The 23,327-nt window shown below is 31.6% G+C and carries 20 protein-coding genes; 13 read left to right on the top strand and 7 right to left on the bottom strand.

Going from position 1 to position 23,327, the window contains the following annotated elements; genetic code table 11:
* Nucleotides 1–14 precede the first annotated feature (14 nt).
* From I862_RS07545 to I862_RS07515, 7 genes are all read left to right on the top strand, one after another.
* Entirely contained in the window at nucleotides 15–557 is a 543-nt protein-coding gene (locus tag I862_RS07545) for a hypothetical protein (RefSeq protein WP_038540792.1), read from the top strand.
* A 27-nt stretch (nucleotides 558–584) separates the two neighbouring features.
* On the top strand, nucleotides 585–2,315 hold the full coding sequence (locus I862_RS07540) for a LysM peptidoglycan-binding domain-containing protein (protein ID WP_038540788.1): 1,731 nt from the start codon (nucleotides 585–587) through the stop codon (nucleotides 2,313–2,315).
* 136 nt (nucleotides 2,316–2,451) lie between these two features.
* A complete protein-coding gene (locus tag I862_RS07535) occupies nucleotides 2,452–2,847 on the top strand; it encodes a hypothetical protein (protein ID WP_158499302.1) in 396 nt (131 codons plus the stop codon).
* Nucleotides 2,848–2,933: 86 nt separating this feature from the next.
* Complete coding sequence (locus I862_RS07530) at nucleotides 2,934–3,224, top strand: hypothetical protein (protein ID WP_148299516.1); 291 nt, start codon at nucleotides 2,934–2,936, stop codon at nucleotides 3,222–3,224.
* Nucleotides 3,225–3,234: 10 nt separating this feature from the next.
* Nucleotides 3,235–3,441: a hypothetical protein gene (locus I862_RS07525; protein WP_038540780.1), complete on the top strand. Its 207-nt coding sequence runs from the start codon at nucleotides 3,235–3,237 to the stop codon at nucleotides 3,439–3,441.
* Nucleotides 3,438–3,818 (top strand): hypothetical protein, encoded by a 381-nt coding sequence (locus I862_RS07520; protein WP_038540776.1) that lies wholly within the window; start codon nucleotides 3,438–3,440, stop codon nucleotides 3,816–3,818. Before I862_RS07525 ends, I862_RS07520 begins: the two co-directional genes overlap by 4 nt.
* 13 nt (nucleotides 3,819–3,831) lie before the next feature.
* Entirely contained in the window at nucleotides 3,832–4,011 is a 180-nt protein-coding gene (locus tag I862_RS07515) for a hypothetical protein (RefSeq protein ID WP_038540773.1), read from the top strand.
* A gap of 26 nt (nucleotides 4,012–4,037) precedes the next feature.
* Here I862_RS07515 and I862_RS07510 read toward each other — a convergent pair whose 3' ends face one another.
* The 5 genes from I862_RS07510 to I862_RS07495 form a co-directional block, all read right to left on the bottom strand.
* Nucleotides 4,038–6,929 (bottom strand): ankyrin repeat domain-containing protein, encoded by a 2,892-nt coding sequence (locus I862_RS07510; RefSeq protein ID WP_038540770.1) that lies wholly within the window; start codon nucleotides 6,927–6,929, stop codon nucleotides 4,038–4,040.
* A gap of 930 nt (nucleotides 6,930–7,859) precedes the next feature.
* On the bottom strand, nucleotides 7,860–10,331 hold the full coding sequence (locus I862_RS07505) for an ankyrin repeat domain-containing protein (RefSeq protein ID WP_038540765.1): 2,472 nt from the start codon (nucleotides 10,329–10,331) through the stop codon (nucleotides 7,860–7,862).
* A gap of 167 nt (nucleotides 10,332–10,498) precedes the next feature.
* Nucleotides 10,499–10,660 carry a hypothetical protein gene (locus tag I862_RS08465; protein ID WP_158499301.1) on the bottom strand — a complete coding sequence of 54 codons (162 nt, stop codon included), beginning with the start codon at nucleotides 10,658–10,660 and terminating at the stop codon, nucleotides 10,499–10,501.
* Nucleotides 10,661–10,706: 46 nt separating this feature from the next.
* Nucleotides 10,707–13,214 carry an ankyrin repeat domain-containing protein gene (locus I862_RS07500; protein WP_324604788.1) on the bottom strand — a complete coding sequence of 836 codons (2,508 nt, stop codon included), beginning with the start codon at nucleotides 13,212–13,214 and terminating at the stop codon, nucleotides 10,707–10,709.
* Nucleotides 13,215–13,219: 5 nt separating this feature from the next.
* Entirely contained in the window at nucleotides 13,220–13,447 is a 228-nt protein-coding gene (locus I862_RS07495; RefSeq protein ID WP_038540759.1) for a hypothetical protein, read from the bottom strand.
* Between the two features lie 211 nt (nucleotides 13,448–13,658).
* Between I862_RS07495 and I862_RS07490 the strand changes: the two genes are divergently transcribed.
* Together I862_RS07490 and I862_RS07485 are read left to right on the top strand one after the other, a co-directional pair.
* A complete protein-coding gene (locus I862_RS07490) occupies nucleotides 13,659–14,390 on the top strand; it encodes a hypothetical protein (RefSeq protein WP_038540758.1) in 732 nt (243 codons plus the stop codon).
* 100 nt (nucleotides 14,391–14,490) lie between these two features.
* Complete coding sequence (locus tag I862_RS07485) at nucleotides 14,491–15,255, top strand: hypothetical protein (protein ID WP_148299515.1); 765 nt, start codon at nucleotides 14,491–14,493, stop codon at nucleotides 15,253–15,255.
* A 23-nt stretch (nucleotides 15,256–15,278) separates the two neighbouring features.
* On the opposite strand, the gene I862_RS07480 is transcribed toward I862_RS07485, so the two are convergent.
* Nucleotides 15,279–16,535 carry an ankyrin repeat domain-containing protein gene (locus tag I862_RS07480; protein ID WP_038540753.1) on the bottom strand — a complete coding sequence of 419 codons (1,257 nt, stop codon included), beginning with the start codon at nucleotides 16,533–16,535 and terminating at the stop codon, nucleotides 15,279–15,281.
* A gap of 701 nt (nucleotides 16,536–17,236) precedes the next feature.
* On the opposite strand from I862_RS07480, the gene I862_RS07475 reads away from it, so the two are divergent.
* The gene (locus I862_RS07475) at nucleotides 17,237–20,134 is read left to right on the top strand and encodes a hypothetical protein (protein ID WP_038540750.1); all 2,898 of its coding nucleotides are present in this window, start codon (nucleotides 17,237–17,239) and stop codon (nucleotides 20,132–20,134) included.
* Nucleotides 20,135–20,167: 33 nt separating this feature from the next.
* Here I862_RS07475 and I862_RS07470 read toward each other — a convergent pair whose 3' ends face one another.
* Nucleotides 20,168–20,647 (bottom strand): hypothetical protein, encoded by a 480-nt coding sequence (locus tag I862_RS07470; RefSeq protein WP_038540747.1) that lies wholly within the window; start codon nucleotides 20,645–20,647, stop codon nucleotides 20,168–20,170.
* Nucleotides 20,648–20,779: 132 nt separating this feature from the next.
* Here I862_RS07470 and I862_RS07465 point away from each other — a divergent pair, with 132 nt between their 5' ends.
* The 3 genes from I862_RS07465 to I862_RS07455 all read left to right on the top strand — a co-directional run bounded on the left by I862_RS07465 (nucleotide 20,780) and on the right by I862_RS07455 (nucleotide 23,310).
* Nucleotides 20,780–21,538, top strand: a complete 759-nt coding sequence (locus I862_RS07465) for a hypothetical protein (protein WP_038540744.1) — start codon at nucleotides 20,780–20,782, stop codon at nucleotides 21,536–21,538.
* A 95-nt stretch (nucleotides 21,539–21,633) separates the two neighbouring features.
* The gene (locus tag I862_RS07460) at nucleotides 21,634–22,395 is read left to right on the top strand and encodes a hypothetical protein (protein ID WP_038540741.1); all 762 of its coding nucleotides are present in this window, start codon (nucleotides 21,634–21,636) and stop codon (nucleotides 22,393–22,395) included.
* 93 nt (nucleotides 22,396–22,488) lie between these two features.
* Nucleotides 22,489–23,310 carry an ankyrin repeat domain-containing protein gene (locus I862_RS07455; RefSeq protein WP_038540738.1) on the top strand — a complete coding sequence of 274 codons (822 nt, stop codon included), beginning with the start codon at nucleotides 22,489–22,491 and terminating at the stop codon, nucleotides 23,308–23,310.
* The last annotated feature ends 17 nt before the right edge of the window (nucleotides 23,311–23,327 follow it).

Raw genomic sequence — 23,327 nt, 5'->3', positions numbered from 1 at the left:
CAACTTTATATGTCATGTATGATAACACAAATAATGAGCCCTGGTGGCATATACATTTTATGCAAGGTAAAGTATTAGATATTAAAAATAATATTATATTTAATGTAAAAAATACAAAGTGGGCTAAACTTGAACATATATTAAAATGGGATTTTTTACCTAATAGCACAAGGATACCGCTTGCAAATGATAAAGCGCTAAAGTTACTGGAAGAAGGGGCACCCGGGCAGTTCCAGGCAATCCCAACTGAGCTTAGAATGCCTGATGGTAGCGTGATTAAAGATTATAAGTTAATAAATGTTTTGAATAAATTTGATTCTTTAATCCATGAAAAATGTGTTCTAAAGCCGGAAAGGTTTAGAACAGATTGGGATAAATACGAAGTTTTTTATCACAAATCAAATTGTCTAGCTGAAAGGAATTTAAATATAGCTATAGATGATAGCTTAGTATTCATTGGATCGAATAAACTTAGAAAAGCAGTAAAAGAACACAAACTAACGGGAATGATATTTAAGGATACATACGCAGGTTGCCATAAGTTTTTAGAGGAATAGTCTTCCGGCGGAGTAACTACGCTTGCCATGAACGGTATAAAGAGCAGTGAAGCGCTGGATCATTTTATAGAAAAGATGCAAGCAAGGATTAAAAGTCTTGCAGAAATAAATGCACTTAATAGTTATAATATGATGCAAAGTCAGTTAGTGAGTAGTTTCGGCGAAGTTGTATCGGTGGAGCTGATGAATGCGATCAGCAGCCAGGGATATTTAGTAAACGGAGGGATAGATTATAATAACTGCCAATCACTTAAAAAGCTTAATGTAAGCCCTGCAACACAAGCAATAAGAGATGTCGGGCTGATTACGATATGTGATAAGATAGGTCAAGCATTAAAAGGAGACTACTCTTCAGATATATCAAGATTTAAAGATAATCTAGTGAGGTTATTAACCGGAGGATTATATAGCGTTAAGAAAGAAGGGATAAGTAATATAGCACAGTTTCTAGCTAGCGAAGGTGTAAACTTTGTGAAAAGCAGAGTTGAAATGCATGAGAAGGAGAAGGCTGAATCTGAGGCTAAGGCTAAAAAAGAGAAGGCGGAAAGAATGAGGCCTGTAAGAGAGCAAACGGATGATATGCTCTTTAGGTATGATGAAACGACCGAGTATGTAAAAAACAAACTTGACGAATCGATGAAGCGCGCTGAGGTTAAAATACATGAGGTTGTGGCCGGAGATACTGTAGATGGTATTGCAGCTGAGTATAGGGTGAGCAGAGATGATATTTTAGAAGCAAACCCTAAATTAAAAGATAGGATATCTGTTGATGAGCAAGGCAGAACAAAAATACTGATTAAGGAAGGAGAAAAATTAATCCTACCTCGGGGCGCCAGTAAACAAACGGGCTCAAAAGGCAGTAGCAACAATCATAAGCACCATAAACCTGCAAATGATAATACGGATACTAAATCCGCATTTACCCAACCTGAGCCCGATAGCAGCAACAAGGATGCCCCTAAGTCTCCTTCGCAAACTACATATAGTTGTATAGATGGAATGTGCTCGATGGACGGGGAACAACAATGGGGTAATAATGAAGCGGGTTACACAGCACAGGATTCAGTGAAAGCAACCCGAATATCCGATAACCATGATTACACAACTGACGCGGAGAATGATAATGCAAACCGCGCAGGTGACATGAAATATGAGGAATTTAAGAGACGCGAATTAAGTAAGTGGCAATGGGAGTTATATGAACATCATGTTAATAACAATGTTAACAATAATATTTTAGAAAACCCTTATACTATAGAATATAATTTATATAATGATGAATTACTGGATGACTACTTAAGAGGAGCATATGCCCAGTATCAAAAAGAAGGTGATTTTACAACCTCTCCTCTCGGCTTAATGTTACACACGACGGGAAGCGGGATTAAAGAATTCAAACGAGAAAACCCTAAAACTGCTCAATTCATAAGGGATGCAATAGATGAGGTGGAAAAGGCATTAGGTTATGCAATAGATCCTTACCTGAAAATGAATAGTGATTTCGCTGACTTATTCTATGATGCTACTATAGGGAAGGAAGCTAAGGAAAATTTATATCGCAAAGAGAATGAGTTTTGGAAAGATGTTCACAGCAAATATGAATCAAGCTTTACCGATGAACAAAAGGAAGCATTTAAAACAATTCTTGAGGCTTCAGGGATTGCAGGAGCGGGTAAGCTAATTAAAGAAGGGGCAACCGTAGCTTTTAAGAAAGGTACGCATCATCTACACAAAAATGATATCCCAACGCAAGCATAGTTGATGATATTAATATTGGATCAGGGAAAGGAAATGTGTAAAGGTTGGAGATGTAAGAATTGATGATATTGTATCATCATCAGGAAAGAAATTACTTGATAATGTACCTATAGAAGAAAGGATGAAAGGTAGCATAATGAATAAAATAATAGAGCGGTGGTATCCTAAACCCCCTTTTCCTAAAGAAAGTTTAGTTTCTATTTTTAAATATGAGGAATTTATGAATGGTGAATTTGTGCGTATGTATATTCCTGATCCTACTAGACCTTTAGAAAAAGGACAATTTATGGCCTTACGTAGCGATGTAGTAGATAGCAAGGGAAATTTGTTGTCAGGATTAGAAATAAAGGATAAATTTGATTTACCTAACATACCTACGCATATAGCTGATGTTACCCCCCCAATAGGAACTAGGATTGCAGCCGGTATAGTTGAAGAGGGTAACTTTGGAGGTAAAGGTATGGGTACACAATTTTATTTTATGGATGATGCTAAGCCAAACTGGTTTAAAGAAGGTAAGGAGATAAAATAATGTATATTTTAACTCCACGCTCAGATAAATTTTTAGTTTATAATAAATTAATGAAATTTCCAAGTATGGTGTATAGCGCTATTATTATGGATGATAGGGTTATTGTTAGTTTTCAAGACGATCACTTAAAAGAAATTTTTCCTTCTTTTGATAGTGACCGCAGTATTTGGTGTTATGACCTAAATGGTAATATACTATGGTATGTAGAAAAGCCTTATTATATAGATAAATATACAGGTGAAAAAGTTATTTATGATCAGCCTGTTGATGTTGTTGGATGTAATCCCACAACCGGTAAAGTTTATGCCTATAGCAGAAGGGGGTATGAGCTTGACCCATATACAGGCAAATTAAGTAATGATTTTGAGATAAGATAACAAAGGAAATTTGCTGCCAGCAACTATATTAGAAGATAGATTTGATTTACCTGAACTGCCTAACCATATTTCGGATGTTAACCCACCCATAGGGGCTAAAATTGCAGCTGGTATAGTTGAAGAGGGGAACTTCGGAGGCAAAGGTATGGGTACTCAGTTTTACTTTATGAAAGAAGCTAAATTAGATTGGTTTAGCCAAGGAAGGGAGATAAAATGATAAAAGGCTTTGCCCCATATTCCGATAGATTTTTAGTGCATGATAAAGAAGTGCTGTTCCCATGTACTGTTTATAGTGCAGTTATTATGGATGATAGAGTTATAGTTGGGTTTAGTAAAGATCATTTACAGGCTAAATTTCCTGAACTTGATAGTGACCGCAGTATCTGGTGTTATGATTTGAATGGTAATATATTATGGTATATAGAAAAGCCTTATTATATAGATAAATATACAGGTGAAAAAGTCATTTATGATCAGTCTTTTGGTGGCGTTGGGTTTAACAAAGAAGCTGGTAAAATTTATGCCTATAGCCGCAAAGGCTATGAGCTTGACCCATATACAGGCAAATTAAGTAATGATTTTGAGATAAGATAACAAAAGAAACTTGTTGCCAGCAACTATATTAAAAGATAGATTTGATTTACCTGAACTACCTAACCATATCTCGGATGTTAACCCACCCATAGGGACTAAAATTGCAGCTGGCATAGTTGAAGAGGGTAACTTCAATCAAGATAAAGTTCTAAATGAAAGAGCTGAGCTAAGTAATTATACTTATAAGTCTTAATTACCATTATAAATATATTAATTGCTTTAATGGTTTCTCCAAAGACTTTCACTTTCTGCAACCATATTAGAACCATTACTTATCTTTGTATACTTCTCAACAAATGATTTAGGTATACTGTGTATCACTCTCTTCACGCTTTCTTCAATGGCAATCTTAGCTTTCGGAGCATTATGATTAAGTTGATCAATAAGTGTTTTATACATGACTCTCATAATTTCACCTCTTAATTCAGGAAATACATAACTGCTGAATTCAAGCTGATTTTTTTGTAATATAGGACCACACCAATTTACAATTTGCTTAATTCTAGTTTGCATTTGCTGTTCGCTGGGTATTTCATGAGGTCTTACATCTTCGCTATATACCTTCATAACTGTGATTGATATGAACTCTAATGCTTTCACTATATGATCTCTACACGCCAAATTGGTAAATTGGCCATATATTTGCTTTAATTCATTTATATAGTCAATATTATCAGGAAGATTAGTATATATAGGGCTGTATTCTCGGGTGATATTCCTAGCACATCGTTGTCTCAATTGCTGTAAATATTTCTCATTATTTACATTTAAAAATGCGTACCCGATTTTAGGATATGACTTAAGGAGGTTAATACTTGCTATATTGAGTTGTATTTCAGCAGGAAGAAGATTAAGCCATGTATTTTGGGCTGTCTCCATATGAACTAATGACTTACCAAAGTCATCAACCTCTTTAGTAAGCTTTTCAAAAGCACTGATATATCTAAGCTCCATTGTTTTTAACCAATCTTGCCGTATTTTTAAGTAAGGTTTGAATTCTTTGATACCGTAGGATAAAAGAAGTAGTGCGGTTTTAACATCAGGGTTAGCCCAGAAGGCATTTATACCAAATTCGTCTCTCGAGTTAATAAGCTTAGAATTATGTTGGAGTATTTCTTCAGCTGTGCTTAAGTGCCCGTTGCCAACAGCAATCATAAAAGCATTACGTTTCCAATTATCTATGGAATTTATAAACTCAGGCCTATGTTGTAACAATATCTTTATTATTTCCAGATGCCCACTTGTAGCTGCAATTAGAAAAGCATTATTTCCTTCTTTATCTAGTAAATCTACAAATTCCGGTTTCAGTTGTAAGAGCTCTTTCATTACATCTAATTTCCCATTCAAAATAGCAAGGAAAAAAGCATTATGTTCATATTTATTTAATGAATCTATAAACTCAGGTTTCAGATGTAAGATATATTCCATAATATCTGGACGACCATGTATAACGGCAAGCAAGAAAGCATTATTTCCTTTTGCATTAATTGAGTTAATAAGTTCCGGTTTCAGCTGTAAGATGTGTTTCATAACATCAAAATGACCACGTATAGCAGCAATCAGAAAAGCATTATTCCCTCTTGCATTAATTGAGTTAATAAGTTCCGGTTTCACTTGAAAAAGACATTTTATTACATTTAAGTGGCCTTTTAAAGCAGCAAATAGAAATGCATTATACCCACATTTATCTATTGAATCTATAAACGAAGGCTTTAATTGCAAGAGGTATTCAATAAGATCTAAACGACCATATATTGCGGCAATCCAAAATGCATTATTCCCTTCTGCATTAACTGAATTAATAAATTCAGGTTTTAGCTCAAGGAGATATTTTATTACATCTAGATGACCATATTTAGCGGTGATTAAGAAAGCATTATTTCCTCTTATACTACTAATTGAATTAATAAATTCTGGTTTTAGTTGAAAAAGATCTTTTATTACATCTAAATGCCCCCCTACAACAGCAAATAGAAATGCATTATACCCGTATTTATCTACTGATTCCATAAACTCGGGCTTTAGCTGTAAGAGATATTTCATTATATCTAATTTCCTATGCCGAACAGCAAGTAAGAAAGCATTATCTTCAGCTTTATTTAATGAATCTATGGATTCAGGTTTTATTTGTAAAAGATATTTTATTACATCTAAATGACCATGTATAGAAGCAACCAAGAAAGCATTATTGCCTTTTGCATTAATTGAGTTAATAAATTCCGGTTTCAGAGGTAATAGATATTTCATTACATCTAAATTTCCATTCCTAGCAGCAAGTAAGAAAGCATTATCTTCATCTTTATCTACTGAATCTATAAACTCAGGTTTAAGCTCGAAGAAATATTTTACCATATTCAAGCTGCCACCCAATGAAGCAATTAAAAGTACATTGCTTCTATCTTTATCTACTGAATCTATAAACTTAGATTTAAGCTCTAAGAGATATTTCACTACATCTAAGTGACCTTTAAAAGTAGCATATAAAAATACATTGTCTCCATCTTTATCTACTGAATCTATGAACTCAGGTTTTAGCTCAAGGAGATATCTCATCACATCTAAGTTTCCATTCCAAGCAGCAAGTAAGAAAGCATTACTTTCATTTTTATTTGATGAATTAATAAACTCAGGTTTCAGTTGTAAGAGGTATTTTATCACATCTAAATGTCCATATATAGCGGCAATCAAGAAAGTATTATTTCCTCTTATACTACTAATTGAATTAATAAATTCTGGTTGCAGCTGTAAGAGATATTCCATTACATCTAATCTCCCTTTAGAAGCAGCAATTAGAAATGCATTACATCCATCTTTATTCATTGAATCTATAAACTCAGGTTTTAGCTCAAGGAGATTTTTCAATAATTCCAAATGACCGAATTCAGCAGTAAGTAAAAATGCGTCGCTCCCGTTTTCTAGTCTTAGGCTTAAAAAAGTATCGACCATATTTGAATCAATACTAAGAATTTGAGTTATAACTTCTTTAAATCCCCGAGAAGCAGCCCATAAAAAAACATTGCCTCCAAGCCGCTCATCCTTTATAGCTAGCAGCGGAGCTATAGATATATAATTTATTAGGTTTAAAATTTCCTCTTCACTACCATTTTCCATTTTATCTTTTAATAACTCGTAATAAGCCTCATCAGTTTTTTTAATTTAGAAAGAGAAGGATTAAAGTCATTTTGGCTAGATCTTTTCATAAGTACCTCTATTAATTCCTTAAATTAACTGTAAGACAAGACAAGACAAGACAAGACAAGACAAGACAAGACAAGACAAGACAAGACAAGACAAGACAAGACAAGACAAAACTAATACTATACAAAAATAATACAACAATCATTAGCACATAAAATAAACAGTTAAAGAATTTTTATTAAAAAGCTAAAATAAAAAGCATGAATTTTAAAATATTAAAAAGATTTGATTTTAAAGTTATTAAGCTCAACTCCCTACTGAGGATATATTAAAGAGGTGACAAAACTGCTTCCTTTATTATTCCCACAGTGACTAATAGAGCTTGCAGGCTTTATATCTGAAGACTTTCCAACAAGCTTTAGCCGGATAAAAAGACATATGGTTTTAGGTAAAAGCGCTCTGCCGCTAAAGCAATAGAATAATGCAGCTTTCTTTATGGCAAAAAGACCCTGCTAAATATAAATATAATTGAGAAGAATATAAATTCTTATTTTGATAATATATCTCATAAATGATAGCTAAATAACGCATTCATAGACAAAATAATATTCAAAGCTTCGAAACGCAAAGCTATCATATTGGAGACCTTACCTTACTATAATTTAAGCAAATTGCCCGGTAAACACTTTGGCTGTTGAAAGACTTGAGCCTAGGGTCGGGAAATTCACACGCCGAGGTTCTTAGAGTAGGGAGCCAGAACAATCTAGCTCTCTTACTCGAGCAAGGATTTCAATCTTTTCCAATTTTTTTATCAAAGTCTGTCACTTTAGCCTTTATCTAATTTATAAAGTTTGTTAATAAACTTCTCCCTTCTTTATTAATTTCCTGCCACACAGCATTTACTTACTCTCTAGTTTTTACACCTCTATTTAGAGTTTGATCATACCTTATTATTTTTTCAATAAATAAGGCTTTACTATTAACCTTTCTTATAATTCCATCACCAACATTAACATTACTTTCTTCATTTACTTCCCCCTTTATGGCTTCTATCTTCTCTAGTTGAGCCCTACTCTCAATTCCTACTACAATAGAGAATATATATGATGAAATTTCATGAGGAATTGCTAGTTGTTCTTTAAAAGATGAATAAATATTTTTACATACAAAATGTAAATTATTCAACTTTTGTACAATTGTAAAATATCCATCCAAGCACATATAAGTTTCAATGTATTTTCTATCAGTTTCTTCCCTCAAAATAGGAATTATTTCATATTTTAAGAACTCAGATATTGAACCAAATTTAACAGAAGAAATTAGAGTTCTAAATAGTAAATTTTTATATAATGGAATAGAATAGATAAAAGCTATATTATTTTGAGCGTGAATTATTTCCTCTCTTTTTTCTTGATTGGGAGTGTTCTCAATCAAGAAATTTAACACTTTTACTTTACCACTTTCTGCAATACTGGTTATAATAGTATCACTTTGGGCACGAAACATCTGATATCTTATTCGTTCATCTGGGATATAATCTAGCAATAATTTTAGCACCTCTATATGACCATTTTTTGCAGCATTGATAAATCCTTGATCATCACGCATATGTATCATTTCATTTCTTTTTTCTTGCTCAGGTGTGTGGTTTAATAAAAACTTTAATACTTCAGGCTTGTTTTTAGCAGTAGCGTTAATAAATAGTTTATTGTTGCGAGCATGAATCATTTCATTTCTTTTTTCATGGTCTGGTGTATATTTTATTAAGAGCTCTAAAACTTCAATGTGGCGCATACGACCAGCATTAAAAAAACTATCATCGTATCGAGCATGAATCATATTATCTATCTTCTCTTGGCTAGAAGTATGTTTAAGCAGTAATTCTAAAACCTCTATATTGCCATTTTTTGCAGCATATCTAAAAGGCGCATAGTCAGCAGAAGTAATTAGCATATCTTTTTCATCATCATTTAAACATTGTCTCAATAATAATTCTAATACCCCTATATTTCTGTTTTTAGCAGCATGAGTGAAAGCGGTCACCGTTACTTCTAAACGTTTTTTGGGATCCTTAATATATTTAAGCAGTAGTTCCAATACCTTTATATTGCCATTTTCTGCAGCACAAATGAAAGTATATGTACTTATTTCATTATTTGTTTCAGCACTATTAGTATACTTAAGCAGCAGTTCTAATACTTTTATATGCCCATTATTAGCAGCTAAAGTGAAACAATCATGCATAGTATTACATGTAAACTTAAGATTAGGCGAAGTTAGTAAATATATTATTTCTATTGTATTCTCATCTTTACATGCCTGCTTAAGGTCTTGGATAATTTCATCTTTACTCTTTTCCCTAACATTGAACCTGGGAGAGGAATACTCAGCCTGCTCTAATGCTAAACTATTCTCAAGCTCATTATTCCTTAAAATACTTCCTACTTTACCTAATATTTCTATGATATTATAAACTTTTTCTGGATTAGAATATGGAATATCCCAATAATCATTATTTAGTTTTTTGATTGCTTCCATATCATTATTTTTAGCAGCTAATAAGAATTTGTGAATATTATCCCTTTTTATTAAACTATTATACACTTCCTCATCCCCAAGTATTGACTTCATTGCTTTCACTTGTTCGCTATCTTCCGGGCTAACAATATTACCATATTTATTTAATACATGCTCTCTTAGCTTCGGTAGTACTTTGTCGAAAAGCATTTCAAAGTTTAGAGTAAGGGTTACGTCTTTATTATTGTAATCCGTATGCATAATCAATTTTTCATTATCAGTATCATATTTTATGAAGTAGTGTGCTTTTATCTTAGCTACTTCTTTATTTGAAATAGAACTTAATTTTAAATGTATAATATTATCTTCGCCGGCAACCAATTTTTGTTGTTTTTGACCAATGAAAATACCTGCCATCTCTACAAATGCCTGCTTTATGGCAAGTATTACCTCTTCTTCATATAACTCTATACGTCCATTTACATCCAAACCTTCTTTTGCCTTTTTCAACTCTTCTGCAATTCTAGCTTTTTCAGCAGTATCCTTGGCTTTATATTCTTCTGCATTATAGAATAGTTTAGAGGTTGGTTTTTTTCCGGAAAGTACTATAGCATTAAACGCAGCTTCTCGTTTTAAGTAAAATTTCTCAAGCTGTTCCTGTACTACAGCGCCTTGAAAATATCCCATTTTGTAATTTCCTTCCAGGAAATAAATAGGGCGCCAATGGTTATATTCAATATATGCTTCTTCAATCCAAGAAAATGACGCTAGAATAGCCTTTATTGCATCCTTATTGTTTTCAATAAATATTTTTCCTTGCTCTGATAATGGACGATATACTGTTGTACTATTTTTCATAAATGTTACCGGTTAACTAGTTTAAAATGCAATGTGTATTAGTTTTATTTCTTAACTTATAACTTTTTTTATTTATAACTTGCTTTCTCAATAATTAATAAATATTAGTTCATATAATTCAGTCATCTTTTCAAAAAGGCTACTATCATTACAAGCCCGATAAATCTTCAACTATGTGCAATATATGTATTGTTTGTCTTTTTATACTTCTCTACAAACGATTTTGGGATACCGTCGATCACCCTCTTTACACTTTCTTCAATGGTAATTTTTGCTTTCGGAACATTATAGTTAAGTTGATCCATAAATGTTTTGTACATTACTTTCATAATTTCACCTCTTAACTCCGGGAATACATAACTATTGAATTCAAGCTTATTTTTTTGTTAATATAGCACCACACCAATTTACAATTTGCTTAATTCTAATTTGCATTTGCAGTTCGTTAGGTATTTCATGAGGTCTTACATCTTCGCTGTATACTTTCAAAACTGTGGTTGCCATGAATTCTGATGCTTTTATTATATGATCGTTATGTGACAAATCAGTAAATTGGCCATGTATTTGCTTTAATTCATTTATATAGTCAATATTATCAGGAAGAGTAGCATATATAGGTCTGCATTCACGGACGATTTCTCTAGCACACCGTTGCTTTAATTGCTGCAAATATTTCTCGTTGCTGGCACTCAAAAATGCCTTTCCGATTTTAGGATATAAGTTAACAAGATTAATACTTGCTATATTATGTTGTATTTCAGCTGGAAGAAGACTAAGCCATGTATTTTGAACTGCCTCCATATGAACTAATGATCTACCGAAATCATTAATCTCTTTAGAAAGCTTTTCAAAATCGCCAGAGCATCCGAGTCCTAAAATATCTGACCATTCATTCCTTGTGTCGTAAGAAGGTCTAAATTCATTAATACCATAAGATAAGAGAAGTAATGCAATATTAATATTAGGAGAAGCACGAAAGGCATTAATCCCAAACCTATCCCTCGAGTTAATAAGTTTAGGGCTATATTGGAGCAATTCTTCTACAATGCCTAAATGCCCATTAATAATAGCAACCAGAAAAGCATTACGCTCCTCATAGCCTAAAGAATCCATAAATTCAGGTTTTAGTTGTAGGAGATATTTTATTACATCTAATTTCCCATTAATAGCAGCAAATATAAATGCATTATGTCCATCATTATTTACTGAATCAATAAATTCAGGTTTCAGTTGTAAGAGATATTTCATTACATCTAATTTCCCATTAATAGCAGCGAATAAAAATGCATTTTTTCCACGTTTATCCACTGAATCAATAAATTCAGGTTTCAGTTGCAATAAGTATTGCATTATATCTAAATACCCTTCATAAGCAGCAAGTAGAAATGCATTGTCTCCATCTTTATCTACTGAATCTGCAAATCCAGGTTTTAGTTGCAAGAGATATTTCATTACATCTAATTCCCCATAAATAGCAGCAAGTAGAAATACATTATCTCCATCTTGATCTAAAGAATCCATAAATTCAGGTTTCAGTTGCAGGAGATATTTCATTACATCTAATTTCCCATGAATAGCAGCAAATAAAAATGCATTATATCCATCATTATTTACTGAATCTATAAATCCAGGTTTTAGTTGCAATAAGTATTTCATTACATCTAAATACCCTTCATAAGCAGCAAGTAGAAATGCATTTTTTCCACTCTTATCCACTGAATCTGTAAATTCAGGATTTAGTTGCAAGAGATATTCCATCATATCTAAATAATTATTTGTAGCAGCAAGCAAGAAAGCATTGTTCCCTTTTGCACTAATTGAATCAATAAATTCAGGTTCCAGTTGTAGGAGATATTTCATTACATCTAATTTCCCATGAATAGCAGCAAGTAGAAATGCATTTTTTCCACTCTTATCCACTGAATCTGTAAATTTAGGTTTTAGTTGCAAGAGATATTCCATCACATTTAAATGACTATTTATAGCGGTACGCAAGAAAGCATTATGTCCATTATTATTTACTGAATCAATAAATTCAGGTTTCAGTTGCAGGAGATATTTCATTACATCTAATTTCCCATGGATAGCAGTAAATAAAAATGCATTATGTCCATCATTATTTACTGAATCAATAAAATCAGGTTTCAGTTGTAGAAGATATTTCATTGCATCCAATTTCCCATTAATAGCAGCAAGCAAGAAAGCATTGTGTCCATTATTATTAACTGAATCAATAAATCCAGGTTTCAGTTGCAGGAGATATTTCATTACATCTAATTTTCCATGGATAACAGCAAATAAAAATGCATTTTTTCCATATTTGCCCACTAAATCTCTAAATTCAGGTTTTATTTGTAATAAGTGTTGCATTATATCTAAATACCCTTCATAAGCAGCAAATAGAAATGCATCATGTCCATCATTATTTACTGAATCAATAAATCCAGGTTTCAGTTGTAAGAGATATTCCATTGCATCTAAATTCCCATTAATAGCAGAAAATAGAAATGCATTTTTTCCATATTTATCCACTGAATCAATGAATTGTGGTTTTAGATGCAACAGATATTTCATTACTTCTAAGTGCCCTCCATAAGCAGCAAGTATAAATACATTATCTCCATCTTGATCTAATGAATCTATAAATTTAGGTTTCAGTTTTAGGAGATATTTCATTACCTCTAAACGCCCTTCATAAGCTGCGAACGCAAATGCATTAATTCCTATTGCACTAATCGAATCTATAAATTCAGGTTTTATGTATAAAAGATATTCCAATAAACTCAAATGGCCGGACTTAGCAGCAAGTATAAATGCATTACTTCCATTTTTTAGTGTAAGGTTTAAAAAGACATCGCATGAACTTGAATAGGTTGTAAGGATTTGAATTATAACTTCTTTGAACCCACGTGAAACAGCCCATAAAAAACATTACTTTCATGCTTATCATCTTTTACCGTTAACAACTGTGTTAATGATACATAGTTTATAAGATGGAGAATTTCTTCTTCACTGCCATTCTCCATCTTATCCTTTAGTATCTCATTATAATCTAAATTATCTTTTTTTAATTTTAAAGAAGCAGGGTTAAGATCACTACTTTTACATCTTTTCATAAGGACACCACTTTATTCACAAGCTATATATAAATTTAATGTTATAAATAATATAATAACTATTAACATATAAAAAATATTGTTAAATAGTTTGTTTTGATTTTAAAATAATACAAATATTAAAAATGTTTATATATACTTGAAAACCGAATGCAAAATGATAAGGTATAATTAAAAATAAGTATGTAGCTTATACTTAAATGAGGCCAGTATGAAAAGGAAGTATTCAAGTTCAGATTCGGATAATAACTATCCGGCTAGTAATATAAAAAAAAGAAGAGAATGCTCGTTATCGGAAGGGCAAAAGAGGATAGCAGAGGTTGTTATCCCGGAACTTTTAGCAGAAGGCAGTATACATCATGTTAAATCCGGTGTCGATATATTATTCAATACTCCGAAAAAGGTAGATCATCTACTTGGATATACAAATTACAAACCTTTCTTATGGGCAATAGAGCATGATAACCTTGAGCTGATGGAATACTTTATAAACCGTGCCACGGAAAGAGGTAAGTTTTTATTAGTTTGCCATAATAACTATGAAGTAATTGAGCAATTTATAGATTTGATCGCTGAAAAGATTAATAAAGGGTACTATCGAAGAGAAATAACAACCGATATACTAAAACTTTTTATAAGTATAAAACCTCTTCAAACTATTGAAGCAATTGAGCATATATTTGAAAGTATTGGAGGAGAGACCCAAAAAGTAGTAAGAATACTTAAAATAAACTTACAAGATGCTATCGATAAGCTTGCTAAAGAAGATAACAAAGATATTAAAGAATACCTTGAAGAGAAAAAAGGGGAAGATAAAAGCACTTTAGAGTCAGACCGGCAAAGTACGAGTGAGAGAAAGTTTACTGCTAAGCTTAATTCCTCGGATGATAAATCCTTTTGTAGTCAAATCAAACAGAATGTATCTTTTGTAATACAGTTATAAGCTTAATTAAAATTTATTATATAATTTATTTAAATTTTACAATAACTGATAAAAGGTAACAATAACCGATAATAACCTAACTTTAATTTTTTAAGGTATTTTGCTAATGAAAAATAATGAGAAACATACTAATCAAGAAAAGCCTAACTCTAAAAAAAGAGTAAGTTGGGCAGAATCTATTGAGGATAATGAAGGAAAAACACTTAGAGTTAAAAAGAAACCTAAAGTTTCTCGCGAACCTGAAAGCACGAGTCCAGCTCAGAAATCATTAAAGAACTATTTTGCTCAAATGTTTAGTAATGGGCACTATGATGTGATAAGACAAGAATGGGAGAGTCATATCGCAAGGCATACTAGAATAATAGAGCTTAAGGAAATCTATGGGGACGATAGTGAGGAAGTATTAAAAATGGGTAAAAATATAATCGGTAAGCTACTTTGTTTAGATAATTATTCTCTGTTAAGGTGGGTTGCGGCGAACTGCAATATAGAAGCTTTTAAATTAATTGCTGAAATGTCTTCTACAAAATACTTACAACGCATGGTTCGTTACGATGACTATATGGCTTTTAGGCTATTTGTAAGTAGCAATCGGATTAATGAGAATAATCATGAGTATAACTCTTCTGAATGTATTGAGGGATTTAAACTTTTTTTGAAAATTGATAATAATGTAGTTAATATTTTCTGGAACTATCTTAATATCACCGATAGCATTAAATCTGATTTTAACACTGCTTTGGATGAAATGGGACTTGGACATCTTATAGATGGTAACAAAGAAAATAATTCCCAAACTCATGCAAATTCATTTAAACAAAGAATTTTTAGTACAGCTGCAGATGGAGTTAAGATAATTAGATAAAGTATAACTTCTAGATTAATTACCTATTTTGTATTACATGAAGCAATCTGCTTATCAGAAATATAATTTCCAAGTAGTTCCTTTCTTGGAAAAAAGCCTTGTCTTGTAGAGTTTGCTTCTACTCTATCTACAAATGTAGCTTTATAACTCGGTTCTTCTGCTATCTTTGCTATGTTTTCTTCGCCACAATTAGTATCTAGCTCTTCGATGTTTTTAGCTTTTGGATTATTATCTTGTGTTTCTTTCAACCTCTCTTCTTCTTCTAATTTTCTTTCATAAACTATTAGAAAAGCTTCTATAATATCATCACTTATTGGAGAAGTAACACACATACCATAAGAAGTATACCCTAGCTTATTGAATATATCTACCTCAGCATTACAGTCTATAATTAAAAATTCTGCTACTTTTTTTTGGTCAGGATAAGATATTTCTTTACACTCTACTAATATATGCAAAGGAGTATCCCCTTTATTATTCTGTGCATTTACATTCACTCCTTTTTCAATTAATAATTTTGCTAATTTTAATCTCTTATCAATATCAATTTCGTTATTCTTCATTAGAATATGTAATGGTGTGTTCCCTTCACTATCTTGTGAGTTTAGATCTGCTCCTTTATTTATAACATACTCTGCTAAATCAATTAATTTATTAAATGATAAAACCTTGTGTAGTATACTATATTGGTAATCAGGAATTGGAAAAAAGTTTTCTTTTGTTAATTTAGAATTTATATCGAAACCATTATCTAAAATAACCTTTATGATCTCTGGACTCATTTCATTTATATAATTTTCAAAAGTTTGTATAGTAACTCCTACTTTAAAATCGTTGACTAATAACTTTATTATATCCTCTTGATTACAATCCATAGCCTCCATTAGTAAATAGAACTCTAATTTGTTTTGTTCTTCTTTATTAACTTCCCTATTAACTTCAATCATTGCTCTGTATAGGTCTATATAGCCTTTTTCATTAGCAGCTCTAAAAGCATTAGATTCTGCCGGTACCTTATAATATTTTACCAATAACTCTGCTGATCTAATTTTCCCTTCATATATCGCTGCATTAAGGGCCCAGCTCGCAATATCCTTTATGGTAAGTTCTGGATGATAGAATTTAGACTGCATTACATAATTGATTACTTCATTATTTCCCCTTTTAGCTGCTTCAACTAATACTCCTCTACCTAAATCACGAGCATGTATATCAGCACCCTTTACTCGATGAAGATATTTAACTTTATCAAATTTACCTGCTTGGGCTGCTTCTAACAACTCTATGTCTATCTCTCTTAGCGGGGGTTCCTTTGTCTCATTTTCTTCCTCTTTAAATCTTTTAAAATTATTTAAGTTAATTAATCAAATTAGATCAAGACGTAAAATATTAATTTTAAGCAGTTAAAACCATAACTTAGCGATATATAGTAGCTATTTATTCTTACCTTATTTAACCTCAGTTCAGTATAAGGGATAATGTAAAAGGGGTGTTGCGATAAGGAAGGATGCAAAGTAAGTTATCCGCTAATTAATTCCAACATCAATAAGAGGTAACGATGTTCGCCGCTTACTGTTTTTCTGCATGGCATGAGAGGTAAAGAGACGGGTATATAATTTACCAAGGTGAGGAAAAATATGAAAAAGCGTATAACCAGCAAAGCGCAGAAGTTCTTTTTTAAGTAAAATAGGAATAATTGAAACCGTAATAGATCAATAGAAGAATTGCTGTCAAATAGAGTATCCAAGACATTAAAGCCCGGCAAATGTTTTTGTAAATATCATCTCAGGCTTAATCACTTATTGCTTTAAAATTGCAAACTTTCCAAAACTTAATGATTTATAACCACTTAACCATTTCCTTATACCAAACTGAGGTTATTATACTCATTATTTAAATAATACTTATAATTGTTATATATTAAATATTAATGTAATTAATAATGAAAAATATTAATAACTATTATAATTAAGAGAATGAGATGATAGAGAGGAGTATTGAACCTAAATTAAAAAAACAAAAAGTACTACAAAACATTTCAGAGCCTAACCGATGCTTAGATCGTTTGGGAAGGCTTCTTGAAATGAGTAGCGAAGGAAATACTGCAGCATGCTTTGTAAATAATAAAATACTGATTTCTGACAATGAGATAGATTCAAAAACACAATTTGAAGAATTTAAACAACAAGAAGATAGTAAAATACAGCTAATAAAAGAGGTAATGAAATATTTTTCTTTGGTAGCTAGAAGAAAGTTGCGAATTAACAGAGAAAAAGTATTTTCAAGTATCTGTTTAAACAGGATTAAGGGTGAAGAGTCAGGATATATAAAACTAGATGATAAGACAATTAAAAATATTGCATTGGATGTATTAAATCATCGTAATACTTGGCGTAACGAGTATGAAAGCAAGATTACATCATATGATGTGGTGCAAAGAAAATATGTAGCTCCGGCTTATGAGCAAAGCAGTTTACTTGCACGGGACTTTATAAGAATTGAAAGATTTCTTTTTGAGCACCCGGACCATAATTTAACTAAGGCATTTGCTGGAAACAATCTTGATCTTGTTAAAATTGGAAAATATGGTGAAATTCCTTACAAAAGCTATAGTTTAATGCAAGATGAATTCATTAATGAATATGGCTATATAATACTGGCATTCGGGCACGAGAACGCCCATGCAGAAAGTAAAATAGTAGATTACCTTTTATTTACTGATGTAATACAAAATGCAAAAGAACCAATTTATATAGGAATCTCAAAACTATGTTGCCATGACTGTTCACTAGCTTTAGATGCAGTTAATGAGTATAAAAACAATTTAAGAACAATGCATAAAGGTAATGAGATAGGCGTGCAACAAAAAATTGATTATATACAAAGAAGAGGTACCCATGACTTAGTACTACCTTGGTTTAAAACAATGTTTTTATATAATAACAAAGAATTAGGGTATGCTGCAAGCCATAGGGGATTTTACTTTGATAATAAAGGCAATGACCATCCTATTCCATTTAATGAGCCTATAAAAAAATTTGCTGATAAATGGGGAGAAAAAAAAACATATGTATATATTGATTATAAAGCAGTCGCAAAAATCAGATCCCAAAAATCAGCAAAGGTTCTTCTGGAGAGTTTAGAAAAAGGAAATAGAAAAAAGAGGAAAATAAGAGATCAAGCACCCCAGATTTCACGTATGCATCAGCATTCACTAAGCTTTATAAAATCAAATGAAGAAGAAAAAGAGCATGTTCCTCCAAGGGATCTAACAACTGAACAGTTATTTAAAAATTTATTTCGGCATTATACTGACCTTGAAGCTCATAAACTAATATCAAAATTATATGAGGATTTAGAAAACTTACAAAAAGGACAGGAAAGAGAAGATAGTGAATATCAAGCAGGAGAAAGCAAAAAAGAGCCAAAAAATGAGTTATTTCAAGACCCTGATAAAAATGAAAAATATAATGCCTTTAATAGATATAAAGACAACTCTTATTGGTATCAAACCGAAGACATTAATGCTATCGGTAACCAACTTATACAAAAACTAGGTGATAATGTTATATTTACTACAGCCTTAGGAAGAGGAGGAAAGGAACTGGATATTAAAAACCATCTAAGTAAATTTATAGAAAAGCTTGATAGCGGGAAGAGAATAGTAGGGGTTTACAATAAAGGCAATAGACATTGGATTGCATTTTCAATCATGAGAGATAGTCAAAATAGGATAAATGTTTTTTATAAAGATTCTGCAGGTTCAAAAAAGATAAATGATTTTGAAAATGATATAGTAGGGGCATTTCAAGAAAATATTCAATTTAAGGTTTATGAAGGTAGTGAACAAAAGGACGGAGCAAGTTGCGGAGTATTTGCACTAAAAAATATGGAAGTGTTCGCTAACACACCTTTTCATTTATTAAGTAAGGATAGCTTTTTTAACCCTGCATCTTCGGGAGACTATACAAAAGATATAAGGAAGGCTAGAAAGGAACTGGCGGTGCATTATGCATTAGATATCTATAATCAAAATTGTGAAATATTAAAAGATCAAGCGATTAGAGAGAGTGTAATCAATGTACATAAGGACGAAGCTAAGAGACTTAAAGAAATAATTACAGATAACATGGGTGATCTTGAAGCAGCTTCTATTGCAGTAGAAATAAGGTGTTCTCCTGATAACCCATACACATATTTTTATACTATAAAATGCGGAGCAGAACATATACCTGAGGTTAGGAAAATTATTGACCAAATAGCGTACGATCATGAGGGATCATTTGTAAATAATAATGAGGTTAGGTTAAAGATACCGTTTGATAGCTTGAGAGAAACAGAATTACGTACTCTTACAAGCCAAGCAGATGAAATACAATCTGAAAATATCATTATAGAACCTCGTGTTATAGATAATAACTTTATTAAAGCTTTAAAGATTAATGAGCTGCCTAGTGAAAAAGTTACTAAAGCCATAAATGAAAAGTTAGGTATAAATATTCCTTCTGACTTTGACTTAAAAGGTTGGCTTAAAGAAAAGCCGGGAATTGAGGATTTTTTAAAAGCAGAGGAATATGATGAGCGTAGGATGGAACAAGCTTTAGAAGAAATAATAAAAAATTATTATAATCCTTTTCTTGAATTTTTTACTGATTCTAACCCAGTAGAATTTAAAGCTAATGCTCTAAAATTAATGCGAGAGTTGTTTGATGCACAGTACTTAGAAGAAAAAGGTTTTAGCAGCATAGAAGGTGGGGATGATTTCTTCTTCAATGAAGAAGGGGATAATTTTAAGGATACTCAAGACCCACCTGCAAGCAGATTCTCAGACAAGATTTTAAATAAACGACAGTGTATTTCACATAACAAAAGGGGCTAATTATTGAATAAGGAATCTAAAAGATATAGTTTACTATAACATATTTATAGTCTTCTTTAAACTTCCACCATCTCGATGGATAAGCCCGTTTGTTATCAGATCCTTGCCGCTGTAGAACCTGCCTATATTTTTAGCATAGTTAATAGCTCCTTCTAATGCATTATCTTGGTCGGAAGAAGCCGGGGGATATATTGAAGACTGATCAGGGTTGATAATATGAGCCCAATCCCCTAATATTTGATTTAAAGCATTATTAATCCCATGCCCTGTAGCCCAATCATTAGATTTTTTAACCTTACCTGTATAGTTAACAATTGCTTGTAGGCTATTATATAATATTTCTAATCTTTTTATTTTTGAATTTTCTAACGCTTCTATAGCAGTTACTTTAGTTGCTATAGTCTGTATTTCTTCTTTAATCAGTTCCTTTAATTTATCGGAAGGAGTTTCATTTAATACTGCCAGTAAATGTGCCCTATAATCTTCTAATCTTTGTAGCTCTTTAGTTTTCACAACACACTTTCCCCACCTAATATATAATATAGATTTAATAATTGTTTAATAAGTTTTATTATAAAACTATATTTCAGTATGTTATTATTTTGATAATAAGTTATATTTCTAACTTTAAAAAGTATTTTGCTTATGAAAAATAATGAGAAACATACTAATCAAGAAAAGCCTAACTCTAAAAAAAGAGTAAGTTGGGCAGAGTCTATTGAAGATAATGAAGGGAAAACTCCTAGACTTAAAAAGAAACCTAGAATCATTGCTCAGGATGAAGAATTCATCCAAGCTAGTAATATATTGAGGGATTATCTTATTAATAAATTCGAAAATGGTGAATATGAAGAAGTAAAGCAAAGATGGAGTAGTTATTTAACCAAGCATCTCAAAATAAAAGAACTTACGGAGCTTTATGGGGAAAATAGTATGGAAGTAATTAATGAAGGAAAGAAAATTATAGGGAAACTTGTTTGTGTGGATAACTGCTCGATATTAAAATGGATAGTTGTAAATTGTAATATAGATGCTTTTAAACTTATTTCTGAAGAAGCTTCTGCAAAATATTTACAACGTATGGTTCGTTATGATGACTATATGGCTTTCAGGTTATTTTTAAAACAAAATCGTATCCATGAATATGCTCATGAATATAATTCCTTAATATGTATTGAAGGATTTAAACTTTTTTTGAAAATTGATAATAATATTATTAATATTTTCTGGAATTGTCTTAATATTACTGATAGCATTAAATCAGACTTTAATACTGCATTAAAGGAAATGGAGCTTAAACAACTTTTAGATGATAACAAGGAAAATAATTCCCCAAATCATACAAATTCATTTACACAAAGAATTTTTAGTACAGCTGCAGAAGCTACTAAAATAACTAGGTAATTATAAACTATTTAACGCGTCTTTATAAGTACATGTAAAGCAAAATAGTTTATTATGTAACTAAGATTTATATAAAATATGACAGTTAGCATAATATGAAAAGAAAAACTGTACATTGGGGGGAAAATGCCCCAACCAACAAAGAGGACAGTTTTCAAAAGCGCCCTAAAGTAGTTCTTACTGAAGAAGATATAATTGGTATTAAAGAATGCTTTACTGATTATATAGAGCTTAAATATTTTGGTATGATTAAAACATTATTTAATCAGTGGGAAAAAGAACACAAGCTAGGCAAACTTTTATCATATGTTAATTATCAACCTTTTTACTCGGTTCTCAAAGATAAAGATTATAGTTTCTTTTGTGAGTTAGTATCAGCTCTTCCTGAAAGGCAAAAATTCTTAATGGTCTCACACAATAATTATGACTTAATTAAATCCTTTATATACTTATCAATCAAAGATATAAATGAAGAAAAATATAACCCCACTCAAGCTCAAAAAGTATTTGATACTTTGTTAAACATTAATCCCACCACAATTATAGAAGTTATTGAGAATTTCCTTAATGAACAACGAGAACATCACCCTAATGCCGTAGAAATTTTACATAATGATCTACAAGCTATTTTAAGTAGTAATACAATTAGTAAAAATATCAATTCAGTGCATGAAGACAATGCTTTTCTTGAAAAAAATGCTAAAGATGAGGTTGAAGTATATATAAAAGAAAAAGAAGAAAAGAGTACAATCTTGACACTTAAATTAAAAAATAATGAACAAATTGAAATTAAAAAATCAGAGCAAAAGTGGCAAGATCTAGTATCGGAGGAATGCTCCAAAGGTAGAAACTTTTAATCTGCTTTTTTATTAGTATAACATTGCTTTCAAAATAATTTATATTACTCTTTTCTTAATTATAAATAGAATAAAAGGTTAAAAGGTAATAAAATGCAAAGCAAATATATAGATTATACTACTAATTTTTTAATGGCTGTCAGGTTTGGCAAAATAGATAGAGCAAGGGAATTATTGTCGCAAGGCGCTGATATAAATGCAAAAAAGAAAACAGGAGAATCTGCTTTACATATTGCTATAGAGTATAGGGATATTGAAATGGCGAAGTTATTATTAGAGCAGCCTTTAATAAATATCAATATTAAAGATTGGGATGAGCAGACTCCTTTGCAGACTGCCTTATATAATGGTTATGATGAAATTGCTAAATTAATATTAGAACATAATCCTGATGTTAAAACAGCCGATATAAAGGGGAACACGGTTATACATTTATGTTTAATAGGAAGTAAGATAAATCTAATTCCTTTACTTGTGGAGAGAGGAGCTGATATTAATGCATGCAATAAAGAAGGATTTACTGCTTTACACATGGCAGCAGATGGTGCTCATGTAGAAGGTTATAAGTTATTACTTGAGCACGGTGCTGACCCTACTATCACTATAGAAGGATATACAGCAAGAAAATTATATCAGGCTTCACACCAGGATAAAGTAAAAGAATTTGAGGCAGCAGAAAGGGATGTTGAAGCATATAGATATAAGAGTGAAGAAAAAGTGGAAGCTTTTATTGAGCTTAGAAAACAAAAATTAGAACCTACTGATAAACAATTATTAGAAAAGCAAACCGCTAAAACTAATGACAAAAAAGAGAAAAAACATTGGGTCGATATAATAGCTAAAAACCCGAAGCTTAGTGAAACAGATAAGAATTTAGTTTATGATAAACAACATCCAATAGCTAGGTACCACTAGAAAGAAGGATAACCCCC

The sequence above is a fragment of the endosymbiont of Acanthamoeba sp. UWC8 genome (assembly GCF_000730245.1).
Lineage (GTDB): Bacteria > Pseudomonadota > Alphaproteobacteria > Rickettsiales > Midichloriaceae > Jidaibacter.
Note: the sequence above shows the minus strand (reverse complement) of the source record. Positions and strands in the feature narration are given on the sequence as shown.

What these genes read in the sequence shown, in the direction of transcription:
- I862_RS07545 (WP_038540792.1), top strand. Translation starts at nt 15, where the DNA reads ATGTATGATAACACAAATAATGAGCCCTGGTGGCATATACATTTTATG.
- I862_RS07540 (WP_038540788.1), top strand. Translation starts at nt 585, where the DNA reads ATGAACGGTATAAAGAGCAGTGAAGCGCTGGATCATTTTATAGAAAAG.
- I862_RS07535 (WP_158499302.1), top strand. Translation starts at nt 2,452, where the DNA reads ATGAATAAAATAATAGAGCGGTGGTATCCTAAACCCCCTTTTCCTAAA.
- I862_RS07530 (WP_148299516.1), top strand. Translation starts at nt 2,934, where the DNA reads ATGGATGATAGGGTTATTGTTAGTTTTCAAGACGATCACTTAAAAGAA.
- I862_RS07520 (WP_038540776.1), top strand. Translation starts at nt 3,438, where the DNA reads ATGATAAAAGGCTTTGCCCCATATTCCGATAGATTTTTAGTGCATGAT.
- I862_RS07510 (WP_038540770.1), bottom strand. Translation starts at nt 6,929, where the DNA reads ATGGAAAATGGTAGTGAAGAGGAAATTTTAAACCTAATAAATTATATA.
- I862_RS07505 (WP_038540765.1), bottom strand. Translation starts at nt 10,331, where the DNA reads ATGAAAAATAGTACAACAGTATATCGTCCATTATCAGAGCAAGGAAAA.
- I862_RS08465 (WP_158499301.1), bottom strand. Translation starts at nt 10,660, where the DNA reads ATGAAAGTAATGTACAAAACATTTATGGATCAACTTAACTATAATGTT.
- I862_RS07495 (WP_038540759.1), bottom strand. Translation starts at nt 13,447, where the DNA reads ATGAAAAGATGTAAAAGTAGTGATCTTAACCCTGCTTCTTTAAAATTA.
- I862_RS07490 (WP_038540758.1), top strand. Translation starts at nt 13,659, where the DNA reads ATGAAAAGGAAGTATTCAAGTTCAGATTCGGATAATAACTATCCGGCT.
- I862_RS07475 (WP_038540750.1), top strand. Translation starts at nt 17,237, where the DNA reads ATGATAGAGAGGAGTATTGAACCTAAATTAAAAAAACAAAAAGTACTA.
- I862_RS07465 (WP_038540744.1), top strand. Translation starts at nt 20,780, where the DNA reads ATGAAAAATAATGAGAAACATACTAATCAAGAAAAGCCTAACTCTAAA.
- I862_RS07460 (WP_038540741.1), top strand. Translation starts at nt 21,634, where the DNA reads ATGAAAAGAAAAACTGTACATTGGGGGGAAAATGCCCCAACCAACAAA.
- I862_RS07455 (WP_038540738.1), top strand. Translation starts at nt 22,489, where the DNA reads ATGCAAAGCAAATATATAGATTATACTACTAATTTTTTAATGGCTGTC.